We start from the raw sequence: 14,077 nt of genomic DNA on the forward strand, positions 1-14,077 counted from the left end.
ATTCACCCCTCACCCCAGCCCTCTCCCCGAGGAGAGGGAGCTGATTTGTGGGCTTTTTGAGACCTGTGTTCGCCTCGGTATCTCAGATCGGTGTAACTCGCGCATTCAACTCGGTCAGTCCTCTCTCCCTCTGGCAGAGGGAGCCGATTCGTGGGCTTTTTGAGACCTGTGTTCGCCTCGGTATCTCAGGTCGGTGTAACTCGCGCATTCAACTCGGTCAGTCCTCTCTCCCTCTGGGGGAGGGAGCCGATTTGTGGGCTTTTTGAGACCTGTGTTCGCCTCGGTATTTCAGGTCGGCGTTACTCGCGCATTCAGCTCGGTCAGTTCCCTCTCCCTCTGGGAGAGGGCTAGGGTGAGGGGCTTTTGAGGTTGGCCGCGATGGCAACCTTGCCCTTTGCCCGGCCTTTTTCTACGTAGTGCAAGGCGTCAGCTATCTGATCGAACGGAAAAGTACGATCGATCACCGGTTTGATCACCCCGGCCTCAATCAACGCAGTGATTTTCTGCAACTGGATGCCGTCGGCACGCATGAACAGAAACGAATAACCCACCCCGTGTTTGCGTGCTTTACGGCGAATACCACTGCTGAGCAGGCGCATCACCACCTCGAGCAGCCACGACAAACCCTGCTCCTGAGCGAACTGCGCAGTCGGCGGCCCTGACAGGGAAATCAGTTGCCCGCCCGGTTTCAACACCCTCAACGATTTTTCCAGCACATCGCCGCCGAGGCTGTTGAGCACCACGTCGTAGTCGCGCAGCTCATTGGCGAAATCCTGCTGTTTGTAATCAATCACCACATCAGCGCCCAGCGCCTTGACCCACGCGACATTCGCCGTGCTGGTCGTAGTCGCAACAAAAGCGCCGAGGTGTTTGGCCAGTTGAATGGCGACCGTGCCAACGCCACCGGAGCCGGCGTGAATCAGTACCTTCTGGCCTTTTTGCACGTTGGCGACTTCGACCAGTGCCTGCCACGCCGTCAACGCCACCAGCGGCATGCAAGCCGCCTCGGTCATGGCGAGATTGGCGGGTTTCAACGCGACCGCTGTTTCATCGACAGCGATGCGTTCGGCAAACGTGCCAATCCTGTTATCAGGCGCACGCGCATAAACCTCATCGCCCGGCTTGAAACGCTTGACCGCCGCACCGGTGCTGAGCACCACACCGCCGACATCGTTGCCCAATATCAAAGGCATTTGATAGGGCAGGATCATCTTGAATTCGCCGCTGCGAATCTTCAGATCCAGCGGGTTGACGCTGCTGGCGCGCACTTCGATCAGCACGTCGTGAGCGCCAACCAGCGGTTCGGGCAGGTCGCCAATCCGGCCGTTCTGCTTGCCGTAGCGCTCGATGAAAAATGCCTTCATTGCGGAAGCTCTTGTCGGAAGAAAACCGCCGGCATAGCGGCGGGTTTGAATGAGGTCAGGCCTGAGTCAGATAACGTTGCGCAACAGCCGACTGGCGGATCTGCCCCAACAGGCCTTGCCGCGCGGTTTGCAGGGCATCCCAGCGCTCGCCCTCGTGCAGCGGCGGGATGGTCACGACTTCGCGACGGTCGAAGCCGACCAGCGCTGCATCGACCATGTCGCCGACTTCCATGATGTCGGTGAGGGTGTTGATGTCGATACCGGCGCGGTCCCAGATTTCCGTGCGGGTGGCGGCGGGCAGGACCGCTTGCACATACACGCCTTGTGGCGACAGTTCCAGGCTCAGGCCTTGAGAGAGGAACAGCACGAACGCCTTGGTCGCGCCATACACCGACATGCCGAACTCCGGCGCCAGGCCCACCACCGAGCCGATATTGATGATCGCGCCATCGCCGGCCTTGGCCAAGCGCGGGGCGATCGCACTGGCCAAACGCACCAACGCGGTGGTGTTGAGCGCGACCAGTTGCGCCACGCTGTCGGTGCTCTGCTCGATGAAGGTACCGGACTGCGCGGCGCCGGCATTGTTGACGAGGATACCGATGCGCGAGTCGTCACGCAGACGCGCCTCGACGGTTTGCAGATCGCTCAGTTGCGTCAGGTCGGCCTGTTGCACTTCGACATGGACGTTGTGTTCAGCGCGCAAACCGGCAGCAAGGGTGTCCAGGCGCGACTGGTCACGGGCGACCAGCAGTAGATCGTGCCCGCGCTGGGCGAAACGTGCGGCGTAGACGGCGCCGATGCCGGTGGAGGCGCCAGTGATCAGAACAGCAGGGCGAGTAGTCATGGTATTGGCTCTTTTTCAGGTGAAGACTGATTTCGGGCTTTTAGGATGATGATCCAAATCTAAACTGTCAACGGTTTTGATTATGGCTAACATCTATGTATCATCGAGCCATGATTTTTCAGCGCTGGAGGATTCAACATGCGCGTATCCAAAGCTCAGGCTCAGGCCAATCGCGAGCACATTGTCGAAACGGCTTCGGTGATGTTCCGCGAACGCGGTTATGACGGGGTCGGCGTGGCTGACCTGATGGCGGCCGCCGGTTTTACTCACGGCGGTTTCTACAAACACTTCGGCTCCAAGGCCGACCTGATGGCCGAAGCCTCGGCCAATAGCCTGGCGCAGTCCACGGCCGCCGCCGAAAGCATGAGCGTGCAGGATTTCATCGACGTGTACGTGTCCCGCGACCATCGCGACGGCCGTTCCACCGGTTGCACTATGGCGGCGCTGTGCGGCGATGCGGCGCGACAGTCCGGGGACGTGAAAGCGGCGTTCGCTGAAGGCATCGAGCGTACGTTGCAGACGCTCGGCGAGAAATACCCGACGGCAGCGGATGCACCGCAAGGTGAGGGCCGAACCCGGATGATCGACCTGCTGGCCCGCGCGGTCGGGGCGATCATGCTGTCGCGGGCCTGTCCGGATGACTCGGCGCTGGCCGATGAGATTCTGGCGGTGTGTCACGCTTCGATGACGGCGTCGTTGCCAGTCATCGAGGCGCCCTGACCCTAACCCTCTCCCAGAGGGGATTGACCGAGTTGTTTGGGCGATTTACGCCAGACGCTGATATCGGGTCGAACTCCGGTTCTGAATGCTCCATAGATCAGCTCCCTCTCCCTGGGGAGAGGGCTGGGGTGAGGGGTGAATCCGGCGCGATACCAAAGCCGAACGCCAGCACTTCGCCTCAGAAACTCAAGCGTGAAACGGATAATCGACGTAACCACGCTGATCACCGCCGAAAAAACTGCTCGGATCCGGTGTGTTCAGCTCAAGCCCATCGTGCAGCCGACGCGGCAGATCCGGGTTGGCCAGGAATGGCCGGCCAAAGGCGATGATGTCGGCGCGATCGGCGTTCAACGCCTGTTCGGCGGACTCGGCGTCGTAACCGCCAGCGAGGATCAGCACGCCGTTCCAGGTCTGGCGCAACTGGGCAATGATCGCGTCCCAGCGCGGATCAAAGTTTTCGTCCTTGACCGTGCCGACCATGGCCGGCTCGACCAGGTGCAGGTAGGCCAGATTCCACTGGTTGAGCGCTTCGACCAGATAACCGAAGGTCGCTTCGGGCGTGTCATCGCCCATGCCCATGAAGCGACCCATCGGCGTCAGTCGTACGCCGACGCGCTCGGCACCGACTTCATCAGCCACGGCGGCGACCACTTCGAGCAGGAAGCGCGCGCGGTTTTCTACGCTGCCGCCATAGGCGTCGTCGCGCTGGTTGCTGTTGCTGTTGAGGAACTGGTCGAGCAGATAACCGTTGCCGGCATGGATTTCCACGCCGTCCATGCCAGCGTTCAACGCGTTACGCGCAGCGCGGCGATAGTCTTCGACGATGTCGGCAATTTCCGCTGTTTCGAGGGCGCGCGGTACCGGCACATCACCCCACACGCCGTTGCCTTGTTCATCGACGATAAAGGTCTTGCCCGGCACTGGCAGGGCGCTTGGCGCCACCGGCAAGCCGGCGTCCGGCTGAAAGCTGGGGTGCGAGACCCGGCCGACGTGCCACAGCTGCATGAAGATCAGACCGTTCGCTGCGTGCACCGCCGTGCTGACTTCGCGCCACGCCTGGACTTGCGCATCGGTGTAGATCCCCGGCGTCCACGCATAACCTTGGCCTTGCTGAGAAATCTGCGTGGCCTCGGTAATGATCAGCGCAGCACTGGCGCGTTGGCGGTAGTACTCGGCGTTCATCGTGGTCGGAACGTCGCCCGGCTGGCCAGCGCGCGAGCGGGTCAGGGGCGCCATCGCCACACGATGGGCAAGGGTGTAAGGGCCGAGGGCAATGGGTTGGAACAGGCGACGGGTCATGGGTAGCTCCGGATGTCGATGAGTAGGGTACAAGCGCGGCAGCCAGGTGCCGCGTGCTGTGCAGGTAACTTAACCGGGGGTGGCGGGGCTGATAATCCGTGGCCGGCGCTACGCAGTTTTGCGCGCAACGCAACGGCACCCGCGCTCATCGGTGATGAACGCGGGCGTGGTTCAGGCGGGTTGGGTCGAGCGAGTCAGCGGCAGATTCAGCCAGCGCCGGCCGGTGGCATTGCTGACCGCGTTGCCGAGGGCAGCAGCCATTGGCCCTTGGACGATTTCGGCAGCGCCGAGGAAGGGTTCGCCCGGTTGATCAAGCAAATGCACATCGACTTTTTTCGGCAATTGGGTGAAACGCAGAATCGGATAACCGCTCCAGTCGTAGCTGCGAATGCCGCCCGCGTCGTAGGCGACTTGTTCGTAGAGCGTCCAGCTGGCCGACTGGACAATGCCGCCCTCGACCTGATTGCGCAGGCCATCGGGGCTGACGATCTGGCCGACGTCGACCGCCGTCACCACATGGTCAACGCGGATTTCACCGGTCTGCGGATGCACCCGCAATTTCACCGCGAGGGCGCAGTAACCCATGATGTTCTTGTAGCGAGCGAAGGCAAAACCGATCCCAGCACTGGGCTCGTTGCTCTTGTGTGGCCAGCCGATTTCATCACGCACGCGCTCGATCACGGCACGGGCACGCGGGTCGCGCAGATGCGCCAGACGCAACGCCACGGGATCGAGTCCGGACTTGATCGCCAACTCATCAATACCCGCCTCGATCGCAAAGATATTGATGTGCGCACCGAGCGAGCGCATGGCCGAAGTACGGAACGGCATGGTGGTGACGAAATTCATGTTGATCCGCGTCGCGCCCAGTTCATACAGCGGCACCGCGTTGCGATCGCCGTCACCTTCGGGCTGGGCAATCGGTACCGACGGCGCCGAAGCGAAGGGGTTCGCCAGCAGGCGTGCCGGCAGCAGGCGCCCGGCATTGACGATGCGTTCGTTGTGCGGCGTGGTCCACAGCTCGTAGTTCCAGTCCTGCAAACGGCCGTGGCTGAGGCCGGCATCGACTTCGGTGACCATCGCCGAACTGTACGGCTCCCAGAGATTTTCCTGCTCGCGCATCCATTGCACGCGCACCGGCGTGCCCGGCAGGCGCATCGCGATCAGCGCGGCATCGGCGGCGGCATCATCGGCGCCGTTGTGGCCGTAGCAACCCGAGCCTTCGGTATGAATGCAGCGCACACGCTCCGGCGGCAGACGCAGCATTTCGGCGATACCGGCGCGCAGTGGATAGACGCCCTGGGTGTGGGTCCACACCGTGAGCACGCCATCGTTAAACCAGGCCACCGCACAGGACGGGCCGATAGAGCCGTGCATCAAATACTGCTTGGTGACCCGCGCCTTGAAGCGCGTTTCGGTCGCGCCGCCGGGATTGTCGGTGTTGCTGATCGGATAGCGCTTGGAGGGCAATTGCTTGAGCAAATCGTGAATCCCGGCGGCTTCGGGAATCGCCTCGCCGCCGCTCCACTTGGCACTTTCCATGCCGCTGCGCATGGCCTTGATCGCTTGCCACTCATCACGAGCGACCACCGCCAGATAGTTGCCGTCGCGGATCACTTTGACCACGCCGCTGAGCGCTTCAATCGATGCCGTATCGAACGCCTGAAGCGTGCAGCCGGGACGCGGCGGGCGGATGACACGCGCATGCAGCATGCCCGGCAGGCGCATGTCCTGCACAAATGCCGCGCCGCCGCTGACCTTGGCCGGAATGTCCAGGCGCGGCAGGTTGTGGCCGATCAGTTTGAAGTCGGCCGCCGCCATCGTCGGTGATTGCGCCTTGGCGTATTGGTGCACATCGACATGCTTGACCGCGTCGGCATAAGCAATGCGCTGACCGGTCGGCCCTTCGATGATTCCGTCGCGAGTGCTCAGTTGCGCAGCATCGACTTGCCAACTGCGCGCAGCGGCATCGACGAGCATTTCCCGCACCTGCGCGGCAGCGTTGTACAGCGCGGTGCCGCTGTCGAAAATGCTGTGGCTGCCGGCGGTGTAGCCTTCGTTGGGCGTCAGCGCAGTGTCGGCGGTGAGCAAGTTGATTGCGCTGGCCGGCACCTGCAAACGCTCGGCGGCGATTTGCAGTAACGCGGTTTTCACTCCAGTGCCCAGTTCGACTTTGCCGGTGTACACGGTGATGCCGTCGGCACCGATGCGAATCCACGCGTCCAAGTAAGGGTTGGTGCGCAGGCTGCCGGGCAGATCGGGGGCCAGCACTACGGTGCCGAGGGTGTCGACTTCGGTGTCGGCCAAGACACGCCGCGCTACCGGCATCAGGGTGAAGGCCATCAGTAGTGCGCCGCCACGCAGGAAGGCCCGGCGGCTGGGGTTCAAGCCGTTAGCGTCGCTCATGTCCGGCTCCCGTTGTGCCCGGCCACCTGTTTGATCGCCTCGATGATGCGCAAGTGCGTGCCGCAACGGCACAGATTGCCGGCCATGTGCTCACGAATGGTTTGTTCGTCCGGGTGCGGATCACGTTCGAGCAACGCCTGCGCGCGCATCAGCATGCCGGCGATGCAGTAACCGCATTGCGCCGCTTGCTTGTCGATGAATGCCGTTTGCAACGGGCCGGGTTTTTCTGCGCTGCCGAGGCTCTCCACGGTGCGGATCTTTTTCCCCTCAAGGCCTGCGCAGGGTGTGAGGCAGGCGAACACCGGCTGGTCGTCGACGATCACCGTGCACGCGCCGCACTGGCCCAGGCCGCAGCCGTACTTGGCGCCGTTGAGGTTCAAGTGATTGCGCAGCGCATACAGCAGCGGCATGTCCGGCTCCAGCTCCAGCGCTTGGGCGGCTCCATTGACGGTGAGAGTGATCTGGCTCATTTCGTCTCCTGACGTAACGCTTCAATAGTGGAAGAAAGGTCGGTCCATGGCTGCTCGGGTCTGGCTTGCTCGCGCAAATACGCCGCCAGTGCGCCGAGCTCGGCGTTATCGAGGCTGGCGGCGAACGACGGCATCACCGGGCCGGGCGCGCCGGGAATGGCGGGCACGCCTTCGAGCACGGTCTTGAGAAAGTTGCGCGGGCTGGCCGCTTGCAGCGCCGAAGTGCTTTGCAGGCCTGGGCGGCCGTCGATTTCGCGCATCGGCGCGGCGGGTGCGTGACATCCGGCGCAGGCGCTGCTGAAGAGCAGGGCGCCGGTGCTGTGATCCGCTGGACTGCTCGGCTGCTTTTTCGGGGTGATTTCGGTCACCGCGTGCGGGCTTTGCAGGCTCAGCAGGTAGTCGGCAATCGCCTCGGCTTCACTGGCCGGCAAGCGCGCCAGACTCAGGCTGACCGGGCGCATCGGGCCGGCGGGTGTGCCGTGACCATCGACCACGTCAGCGCGCAGGTAGCCGACCAATTGCTCGCGATTCCATGGATTGGCGCGTTGCTGGAGGCCGACCAGTGCCGGCGCTTCCCAGCCATCAACGCTGCCGCCCTGCAGATACTCCGAGGATTTCTCCGCGCCGATCAGGTTCAGCGGCGAATGGCAGCCGGCGCAGTGGCCCGGGCCGTCGACCAGATAGCGTCCGCGATTCCATGCCGCGCTGTGTTCGGCCAGCGGCGTCAGTGGCTCGCCATGCAGAAACAGCAGGTTCCAGAACGACACCAGCGGGCGGATGTTCATCGGGAAATTCATCTGGTTCTGCTTGGCGGGCGCATGTACGGCGGGGCCGCTCATCAAGTAGGCATAGGCGTCGGCGATGTCTTCGGAGCTCATGCGCCGGTAGTGCACGTAAGGAAACGCCGGGTAGAGAAAGTGGCCGTCGCGGGCAATGCCTTCGCGCATCGTCCGCTCGAAGGCCGGCAATGACCACTCGCCGATCCCGGTCTGCGCATCTGGAGTGATGTTGGTGCTGTACAGCGTGCCGAACGGCGTCACCAGCGGCAGCCCGCCGGCCAGGTATTCGCCGCCGGGGCGGGTATGGCACACCGCGCAGTCGCCGGCCTCGACCACCCGTGCGCCGCGTTGCAACTGCGCAGTATCGAATGACGTGGGGCGTTTGATTGGCGCGATCGCCGGGCGCCACATCAGCGCGACGGCGACGATCAGGCCGAGTACCGCGAGCACGGCGACGCTGATCCACAGGGTTCTGGATTTGAGCAAATGGCTGTTCATGGTCGGCAGAAAAACGCGGCGGACAGTGGCAGGACGAGTGCAGTGCGGGTCATGGAAACGCTCCTTGTAGCAGCCGGGGGAAGGGCGCCGATGCGGACGTCTGCGCCAGGGCCAAAGCGTAGAGAAGACCCTTGCAGTGGAGAATCACTGGCCCGCGCAACAGCGCGTTGCGCCACAAGCAACGTTGCGCGCCGCGCATCAGTGCGTTGCCAGTGGCACGGATTCTCGCCCCCGCCGGCTCACCGTAGCCTTGGCACAACTTTCCCGAACTCAACGAGGTGTCACCATGCTTACGGGCAACCCTGCCGTTGCGGCCCCCGCCGAACAGCCTGCTTCACTCTCCGGCCTGATGGTCGCGTTTCTGGCATTTTGCTGCGGCGCGGTCGTCGCCAACCTGTATTACGCACAACCCATCGTCGAACTGATCGCGCCGCAGATCGGCCTGTCCAGCGCCAATGCCAGCCTGATCGTGTCGCTGACGCAGTTCGGATACGCGCTGGGCTTGTTGCTGCTGGTGCCGCTGGCCGACCTGATGGAAAACCGCCGTCTGGTAGTCGGTTTCACCCTCGCCGCCAGCGTGACGTTGCTGTGCGCTGGCCTGACCCATTCGCCGTCGCTGTTTCTGCTGCTCTCTTTGCTGATCGGTCTGACCTCGGTAGCGGTGCAGATTCTCGTGCCGTTGGCTGCGCATTTGGCGCCGGAAGCCAGCCGGGGCCGCGTGGTCGGCAATATCATGAGCGGCTTGCTGCTGGGGATTCTGCTGTCGCGGCCGCTGTCGAGCCTGTTGGTTGAAGTGTTCGGCTGGCGCGGGGTGTTTTACAGCGCGGCGGCACTGATGGCGGTAATCGCGCTGATTACCGCTGTGGCATTGCCGCGCCGGATGCCGACGCACAAAGCCACCTATGTCGCGTTGATCGGTTCGGTGTTTGCCTTGGCCCGACGCTTTCCTGTGTTGCGCCAGCGTTCGCTGTATCAGGGTTTGCTGTTCGCCAGTTTCAGCCTGTTCTGGACTCTCGCGCCGATTGAGCTGATGCGTCACCACGGTTTCAGCCAGGCGCAGGTGGCGATCTTCGCTCTGGTCGGCGCGGTGGGTGCGATTGCTGCGCCGATTGCCGGGCGTCTGGCCGATGCCGGGCACGGTCGTCGCGGTACCTTGGTGGCGTTGCTGCTGGCGCCGCTGTCACTGTTGATCGCCGCGTTGCCGGGCAGTGGTTACGTGTGGCTGGTGGTGTGTGCGGTGCTGCTGGATTTTGCCGTGCAGTTGAACATGGTCCTCGGCCAGCGCGAGGTCTACGCCCTCGACCCGCACAGCCGCGCACGCCTGAATGCGGTGTACATGACCAGCATCTTCGTCGGCGGCGCCCTCGGTTCACTGGTCGCCAGCCCGCTGTACGAACACTTCGGCTGGAACCTCTCGGCCGTCGCCGTAGCGGTGTTGCCGGCGCTGGCGCTGGCGTTGCTCCTGAGCCGCAAGGCTGATGGCTGAGGGCGCGATGAGGCCCGGCAAGCACGACGATACAAGACGTGTGGCGAGCACTGATGCACAATCAGCGGCGTTCCCTCACCACCGGATCCCGCTTATGGACAAGTTGCTGGCCTTGAAGATGTTTGTTGAAACCGTGCGCTGCGGGGGCTATTCCTCGGCGGCGCGCAAGCTTGGGATTTCGACGTCTTCGGTGACACGGCAAGTGGCGGGGCTGGAGAACGAGTTGGGCGCCAGCCTGCTCAATCGCACCACGCGCAACACCAGCGTGACCGTCGCCGGTCAAACCTATTTCGAGAAGGCCGTGGCGATTCTCGATGCCATCGACGAAGCCGATGCGGTGGTCGCCGATCGTGGCAGTGATGCCCAGGGCCGCTTGCGTATCAGCGTGCCGGTGGAGTTTGGCCGCCGGCTGATCGCGCCGCACCTGAGCCGCTTGCTCGAACGTCATCCGGGGCTGGAGATCAGCCTGTCGCTGAGCGATCAGGTCAGCGATTTGCTCAGCGAGCAGATCGACGTTTCAGTACGGCTCGGCTCGACGGTGGTCAGCGAAGATATCGTCAGCAAACGCGTCGGGCAGTTTCAGCGTTGGATTGTCGCCAGCCCGGATTATCTGGCGCGCAGCGGCGTGCTCGAACATCCGCGGGATCTGCTTGAGCACCAATGCCTGCGTTTCGATTACGGCGGCAGCCATCATCACTGGACCTTTCAGGGCGACGAAGAGCCGATTCAGCTCAACGTTGCGGGACGCCTGCAAAGCAACAACGCCGACATTCTGCGCGAAGCGGCGATTGGCGGTGGCGGGGTGGCGCTGCTGGCCGACTGGCTGGTGCGCGACGACGTCGCCGCCGGGCGCCTGACGCGCTTGCTTGAGCACTACGAGGTCAATCCCGGCAGTGCCAGCAGTTGCATCAACGCGCTGTACCTGCCCAATCACCGTGGATCGAGCCGGATCAACGTGTTCATCGATTTTCTCGTGGAAATCCTCAAACCCGCCGCACCTGCCGCTTAGCGCTGCACACTCTGTTGCTGCGGCCGCTGCACACTGCTTGTATGCTTGCGCCCCGGAACACGTGGCCGCCGTGAGTGCCGACGTTCGAATGATGGCTGGAATGGATACCGGACTTCCTTAAGGTACTGACGTGAAGCGTGATACTCGCCTTGTAATGCTCCTGCTGCTGGTGATTGGCTGTTCCCTGACTTCGCTGACGATCTGGAAAGTCTGGTCTTCGCGTGAGCGCGCGCTGGCCGAGGTCGATGTGCATGGCCTGAACCTGACCCAGGCGCTCAACACCTACACCGAAGGCATTGTCCGGCAAAGCTCGCTGCTCTTGCTCGGGCTGGTCGAGCGCCTGGAAACCGAGGGCAACGGCCCGGCGCAGATTCAGCGCATCCAGAGCCTGATCGACCGTCAGCAGCCGCTGATGCCCCAGCTCAGCGGCATCATCATCTATGACCGGAACGGGCATTGGCTGATGTCCTCCAACCGGCCGATTCCGGAGGGCGCCAACAGCAGCGACCGCGCCTATTTCATTCACCACCGTGAAAACCGCAGCCGCGAGCCGTTCATTGGCCCGCCGATCCAGAGCCGTGCCAATCATGAATGGGTGGTGACCATCAGTCGGCGCTTCAATGACGCCGGTGGCCAGTTCGCTGGCGTTGTAGCAGTGACGCTGGGGGTGGAAAACTTTCTGCGAGTGTTCGGCAAACTCGACGTTGGCCAGGACGGCGCGATAGGCCTGTCGTACACCGATGGCACGCTGCTGGTGCGTTACCCGTTCCGCGAGCAGGACATGGGCCGCAACTTCTCCAGTTCGCCGATCTACGCCAAATACCTCGTCGACCGTTCGGTCGGCACTGCCTCCTACACCTCCAGCCTCGACGGCGTGGAGCGGTTGTACGCGTTCCGTAAAAGCGAAACGCTGCCGCTGATCACCACCGTGGCCCTGGGCAAGGACGAAGCGCTAGCGGCGTGGCGCATCGAAGCGGCGCTGTCGGCGGTGGTGGTGATCGGGCTGCTGGGGCTGACCGGGTTGATCGGCTGGTTCCTGATCCTTGATATCCGCCGCCGCACCGAGGCCGAAGAAGCCTTGCGCGATGCCCAGCAGCAATTGCTCGCGTCCAATCGCCAGCTGGAATTACTGGCTCTGAAGGACGCGCTGACCGGCCTGGCCAACCGCCGCTGTTTCGATGAAACCCTGACGGTGGAAGCGCGGCGCGCGCAGCGTGACGGGACTTCGCTGGCCTTGCTGATGATTGATATTGATCACTTCAAATTGTTCAACGATGCCTTGGGCCACGTCGCCGGCGATGCCTGCCTGCAAGCGGTCAGCAAGATTCTTGAAGGCTGCGTGCGACGCCCCTCGGATCTGGTCGCGCGCTACGGTGGCGAGGAAATGGCGGTGATCATGCCGGCCACCGACAGCGCCGGTGCGACGGTGGTGGCGCAACTGATGCTCGAGCGTTTGCAGCAGGCGAACATCGCCCACCCGGGCAGTCCGTTTGCTCGGATCACGGTGAGTATCGGCATGGCGGTGGGGACGGGCGCTCAACTGGATTCGCTGCCGCAACTGATCGAGGCCGCCGACCAAGCGCTCTATCGCGCGAAAGCGGCGGGGCGCAACGGGATGGCCAGGCAGGCCTGAGGCGCACTAGAAAGCTTCGCCGCTATCCAGTTTCGCCAACAGCATTTGTCCGCGTTGCCACAGTGCATCCTGCTTGGCCAGCGGCATGCGGTCGAGGTTCTTGTACATCATGCCCATGCGCTGATTGCCACGCAGAATATCGCCGTGGCGCATGAGGAAATGCCAGTACAGCGCATTGAACGGGCAGGCATCGTCCGCGCTGCTTTCCTTGACCTTGTAGGCGCAGTCGCCGCAGTAATCCGACATTCGATTGATGTACTGGCCGCTGGCGCAGTAAGGCTTGGAGCCGAGATAACCGCCGTCGGCATGCATGACCATGCCCAGGGTGTTGGGCAGTTCGACCCAGTCGAAGGCGTCCATGTAGATCGCCAGATACCACTCACAGATTTCCTTCGGCGCAATCCCGGCGAGCAAGGCAAAGTTGCCGGTGACCATCAGCCGCTGGATGTGGTGGGCATAGGCATGTTGCAGGCTTTGACCGATGGCCTGGCGCATGCAGTTCATCTGCGTTTCACCCGTCCAGTAGAACTCCGGCAGCGCACGCGTGTTAGCAAACACGTTGCCCTCGGCGTAATCCGGCATCTTCAGCCAGTACACACCGCGCACGTATTCGCGCCAGCCGATCAGCTGCCGAATGAAGCCTTCGGCAGCGTTGAGGCCGATGCTCCCTGACCAGTAAGCCGCCTCGACATCGCTGCACAGCTGGCGCAAATCGAGCAGGCCGATGTTCAGCGCGGCACTGATCCGCGCGTGAAACAGGAACGGTTCGTCGCTGGCCATGGCGTCCTGGTAATCACCGAAGCCGGCCAGCGCGTAGTCGAGAAAGTACTGCCACAGGGCCTGAGCATCGGCGTGGGTCACCGGGTAATTGAAGTCATCCAGCGTGCCGTAATGCGTGGCAAAGCGCTCGCCGACCAACGCCAGCACCTCTTGGGTGATTGCGTCATTGGCGAAACGCGCCGGGTAGGGCGGTTTGGCGTGTTTAGGCAGCGCCTTGCGATTCTCCGCATCGAAATTCCACGCACCGCCGACCGGCGTGCCGTCACCATTAAGCAGCAGCCGACTCTTGCGCCGCATCTCGCGGTAGAAAAACTCCATGCGCAGCTGCTTCTTGCCGCTGGCCCAATTGGAAAACTCTTCGCGGGAGCAGAGGAAGCGGCTGTCTGAATGCCAGTGCACGGGCAAGCCCGAATCTTTGATTGACTGCTCAAGGCGCCAGTCGCCGCATTCGGTGATGTGAATCTCTTCGGCGCCGGTGAGGGTTTGCCAGCGCTGCAATTCGCCGGGGATGGAGCCGCTGTTATCCGGGTCGTCGAGGCGGACGTATTGGACGCGGTAGCCTTTATCGCGCAACGCCTCGGCAAAGTGGCGCATGGCGCTGAAGATCAGGGCGATTTTTTGCGGATGATGGGCGACGTGAGTCGCTTCCTCCATGACCTCGACCATCAGCAGCAGGTCTTGCTGGGGATCGAGTGGCTGCAGGGAGGCCAGGTCGAAAGACAGCTGGTCGCCGAGGATCAGGAGCAAGCGGTGGGCAGGGGGCATGGAGCTAAGTCCGGTGAACGATTC

Annotated in this window: 11 protein-coding genes; 4 read left to right on the top strand and 7 right to left on the bottom strand. The window is 62.8% G+C overall.

Annotation, left to right across the window (positions count from 1 at the left end):
• Positions 1-347: 347 nt before the first annotated feature.
• Positions 348-1,364 (bottom strand): NADP-dependent oxidoreductase, encoded by a 1,017-nt coding sequence (locus tag ACV8MC_RS19575; RefSeq protein ID WP_457263081.1) that lies wholly within the window; start codon positions 1,362-1,364, stop codon positions 348-350.
• Between the two features lie 55 nt (positions 1,365-1,419).
• Positions 1,420-2,208, bottom strand: coding sequence for an SDR family NAD(P)-dependent oxidoreductase (locus ACV8MC_RS19580; protein WP_457263083.1), 789 nt, complete (start codon positions 2,206-2,208; stop codon positions 1,420-1,422).
• A gap of 138 nt (positions 2,209-2,346) precedes the next feature.
• Between ACV8MC_RS19580 and ACV8MC_RS19585 the strand changes: the two genes are divergently transcribed.
• Positions 2,347-2,928 (top strand): TetR/AcrR family transcriptional regulator, encoded by a 582-nt coding sequence (locus tag ACV8MC_RS19585; protein ID WP_076562830.1) that lies wholly within the window; start codon positions 2,347-2,349, stop codon positions 2,926-2,928.
• Between the two features lie 186 nt (positions 2,929-3,114).
• Here the strand turns inward: ACV8MC_RS19585 and ACV8MC_RS19590 are convergent, their stop codons facing one another.
• The 4 genes from ACV8MC_RS19590 to ACV8MC_RS19605 form a co-directional block, all read right to left on the bottom strand.
• Complete coding sequence (locus tag ACV8MC_RS19590) at positions 3,115-4,227, bottom strand: alkene reductase (RefSeq protein WP_431077998.1); 1,113 nt, start codon at positions 4,225-4,227, stop codon at positions 3,115-3,117.
• Between the two features lie 171 nt (positions 4,228-4,398).
• Positions 4,399-6,633 (bottom strand): molybdopterin cofactor-binding domain-containing protein, encoded by a 2,235-nt coding sequence (locus ACV8MC_RS19595; protein ID WP_457263085.1) that lies wholly within the window; start codon positions 6,631-6,633, stop codon positions 4,399-4,401.
• A complete protein-coding gene (locus ACV8MC_RS19600) occupies positions 6,630-7,103 on the bottom strand; it encodes a (2Fe-2S)-binding protein (RefSeq protein WP_258706726.1) in 474 nt (157 codons plus the stop codon). The genes ACV8MC_RS19595 and ACV8MC_RS19600 overlap by 4 nt, the downstream gene beginning before the upstream one ends.
• Complete coding sequence (locus tag ACV8MC_RS19605; protein ID WP_457263087.1) at positions 7,100-8,368, bottom strand: c-type cytochrome; 1,269 nt, start codon at positions 8,366-8,368, stop codon at positions 7,100-7,102. Before ACV8MC_RS19605 ends, ACV8MC_RS19600 begins: the two co-directional genes overlap by 4 nt.
• A gap of 298 nt (positions 8,369-8,666) precedes the next feature.
• Here ACV8MC_RS19605 and ACV8MC_RS19610 point away from each other — a divergent pair, with 298 nt between their 5' ends.
• The 3 genes from ACV8MC_RS19610 (at position 8,667) to ACV8MC_RS19620 (ending at position 12,508) form a co-directional block, all read left to right on the top strand.
• Positions 8,667-9,866 (top strand): MFS transporter, encoded by a 1,200-nt coding sequence (locus ACV8MC_RS19610; RefSeq protein WP_457263089.1) that lies wholly within the window; start codon positions 8,667-8,669, stop codon positions 9,864-9,866.
• 94 nt (positions 9,867-9,960) lie between these two features.
• The gene (locus ACV8MC_RS19615; RefSeq protein ID WP_041480316.1) at positions 9,961-10,875 is read left to right on the top strand and encodes a LysR family transcriptional regulator; all 915 of its coding nucleotides are present in this window, start codon (positions 9,961-9,963) and stop codon (positions 10,873-10,875) included.
• A gap of 130 nt (positions 10,876-11,005) precedes the next feature.
• Positions 11,006-12,508 carry a sensor domain-containing diguanylate cyclase gene (locus tag ACV8MC_RS19620; protein ID WP_457263092.1) on the top strand — a complete coding sequence of 501 codons (1,503 nt, stop codon included), beginning with the start codon at positions 11,006-11,008 and terminating at the stop codon, positions 12,506-12,508.
• A 6-nt stretch (positions 12,509-12,514) separates the two neighbouring features.
• Here the strand turns inward: ACV8MC_RS19620 and ACV8MC_RS19625 are convergent, their stop codons facing one another.
• A complete protein-coding gene (locus ACV8MC_RS19625) occupies positions 12,515-14,053 on the bottom strand; it encodes a cryptochrome/photolyase family protein (RefSeq protein WP_457263094.1) in 1,539 nt (512 codons plus the stop codon).
• Positions 14,054-14,077: the final 24 nt, after the last annotated feature.

Source organism: Pseudomonas sp. PK-RTE-24, assembly GCF_054052265.1.

Excerpts from the sequence above, each read along its gene's own strand:
- ACV8MC_RS19575 (WP_457263081.1), bottom strand. The coding sequence starts at position 1,364 with ATGAAGGCATTTTTCATCGAGCGCTACGGCAAGCAGAACGGCCGGATT.
- ACV8MC_RS19580 (WP_457263083.1), bottom strand. The coding sequence starts at position 2,208 with ATGACTACTCGCCCTGCTGTTCTGATCACTGGCGCCTCCACCGGCATC.
- ACV8MC_RS19585 (WP_076562830.1), top strand. The coding sequence starts at position 2,347 with ATGCGCGTATCCAAAGCTCAGGCTCAGGCCAATCGCGAGCACATTGTC.
- ACV8MC_RS19590 (WP_431077998.1), bottom strand. The coding sequence starts at position 4,227 with ATGACCCGTCGCCTGTTCCAACCCATTGCCCTCGGCCCTTACACCCTT.
- ACV8MC_RS19595 (WP_457263085.1), bottom strand. The coding sequence starts at position 6,633 with ATGAGCGACGCTAACGGCTTGAACCCCAGCCGCCGGGCCTTCCTGCGT.
- ACV8MC_RS19600 (WP_258706726.1), bottom strand. The coding sequence starts at position 7,103 with ATGAGCCAGATCACTCTCACCGTCAATGGAGCCGCCCAAGCGCTGGAG.
- ACV8MC_RS19610 (WP_457263089.1), top strand. The coding sequence starts at position 8,667 with ATGCTTACGGGCAACCCTGCCGTTGCGGCCCCCGCCGAACAGCCTGCT.
- ACV8MC_RS19615 (WP_041480316.1), top strand. The coding sequence starts at position 9,961 with ATGGACAAGTTGCTGGCCTTGAAGATGTTTGTTGAAACCGTGCGCTGC.
- ACV8MC_RS19625 (WP_457263094.1), bottom strand. The coding sequence starts at position 14,053 with ATGCCCCCTGCCCACCGCTTGCTCCTGATCCTCGGCGACCAGCTGTCT.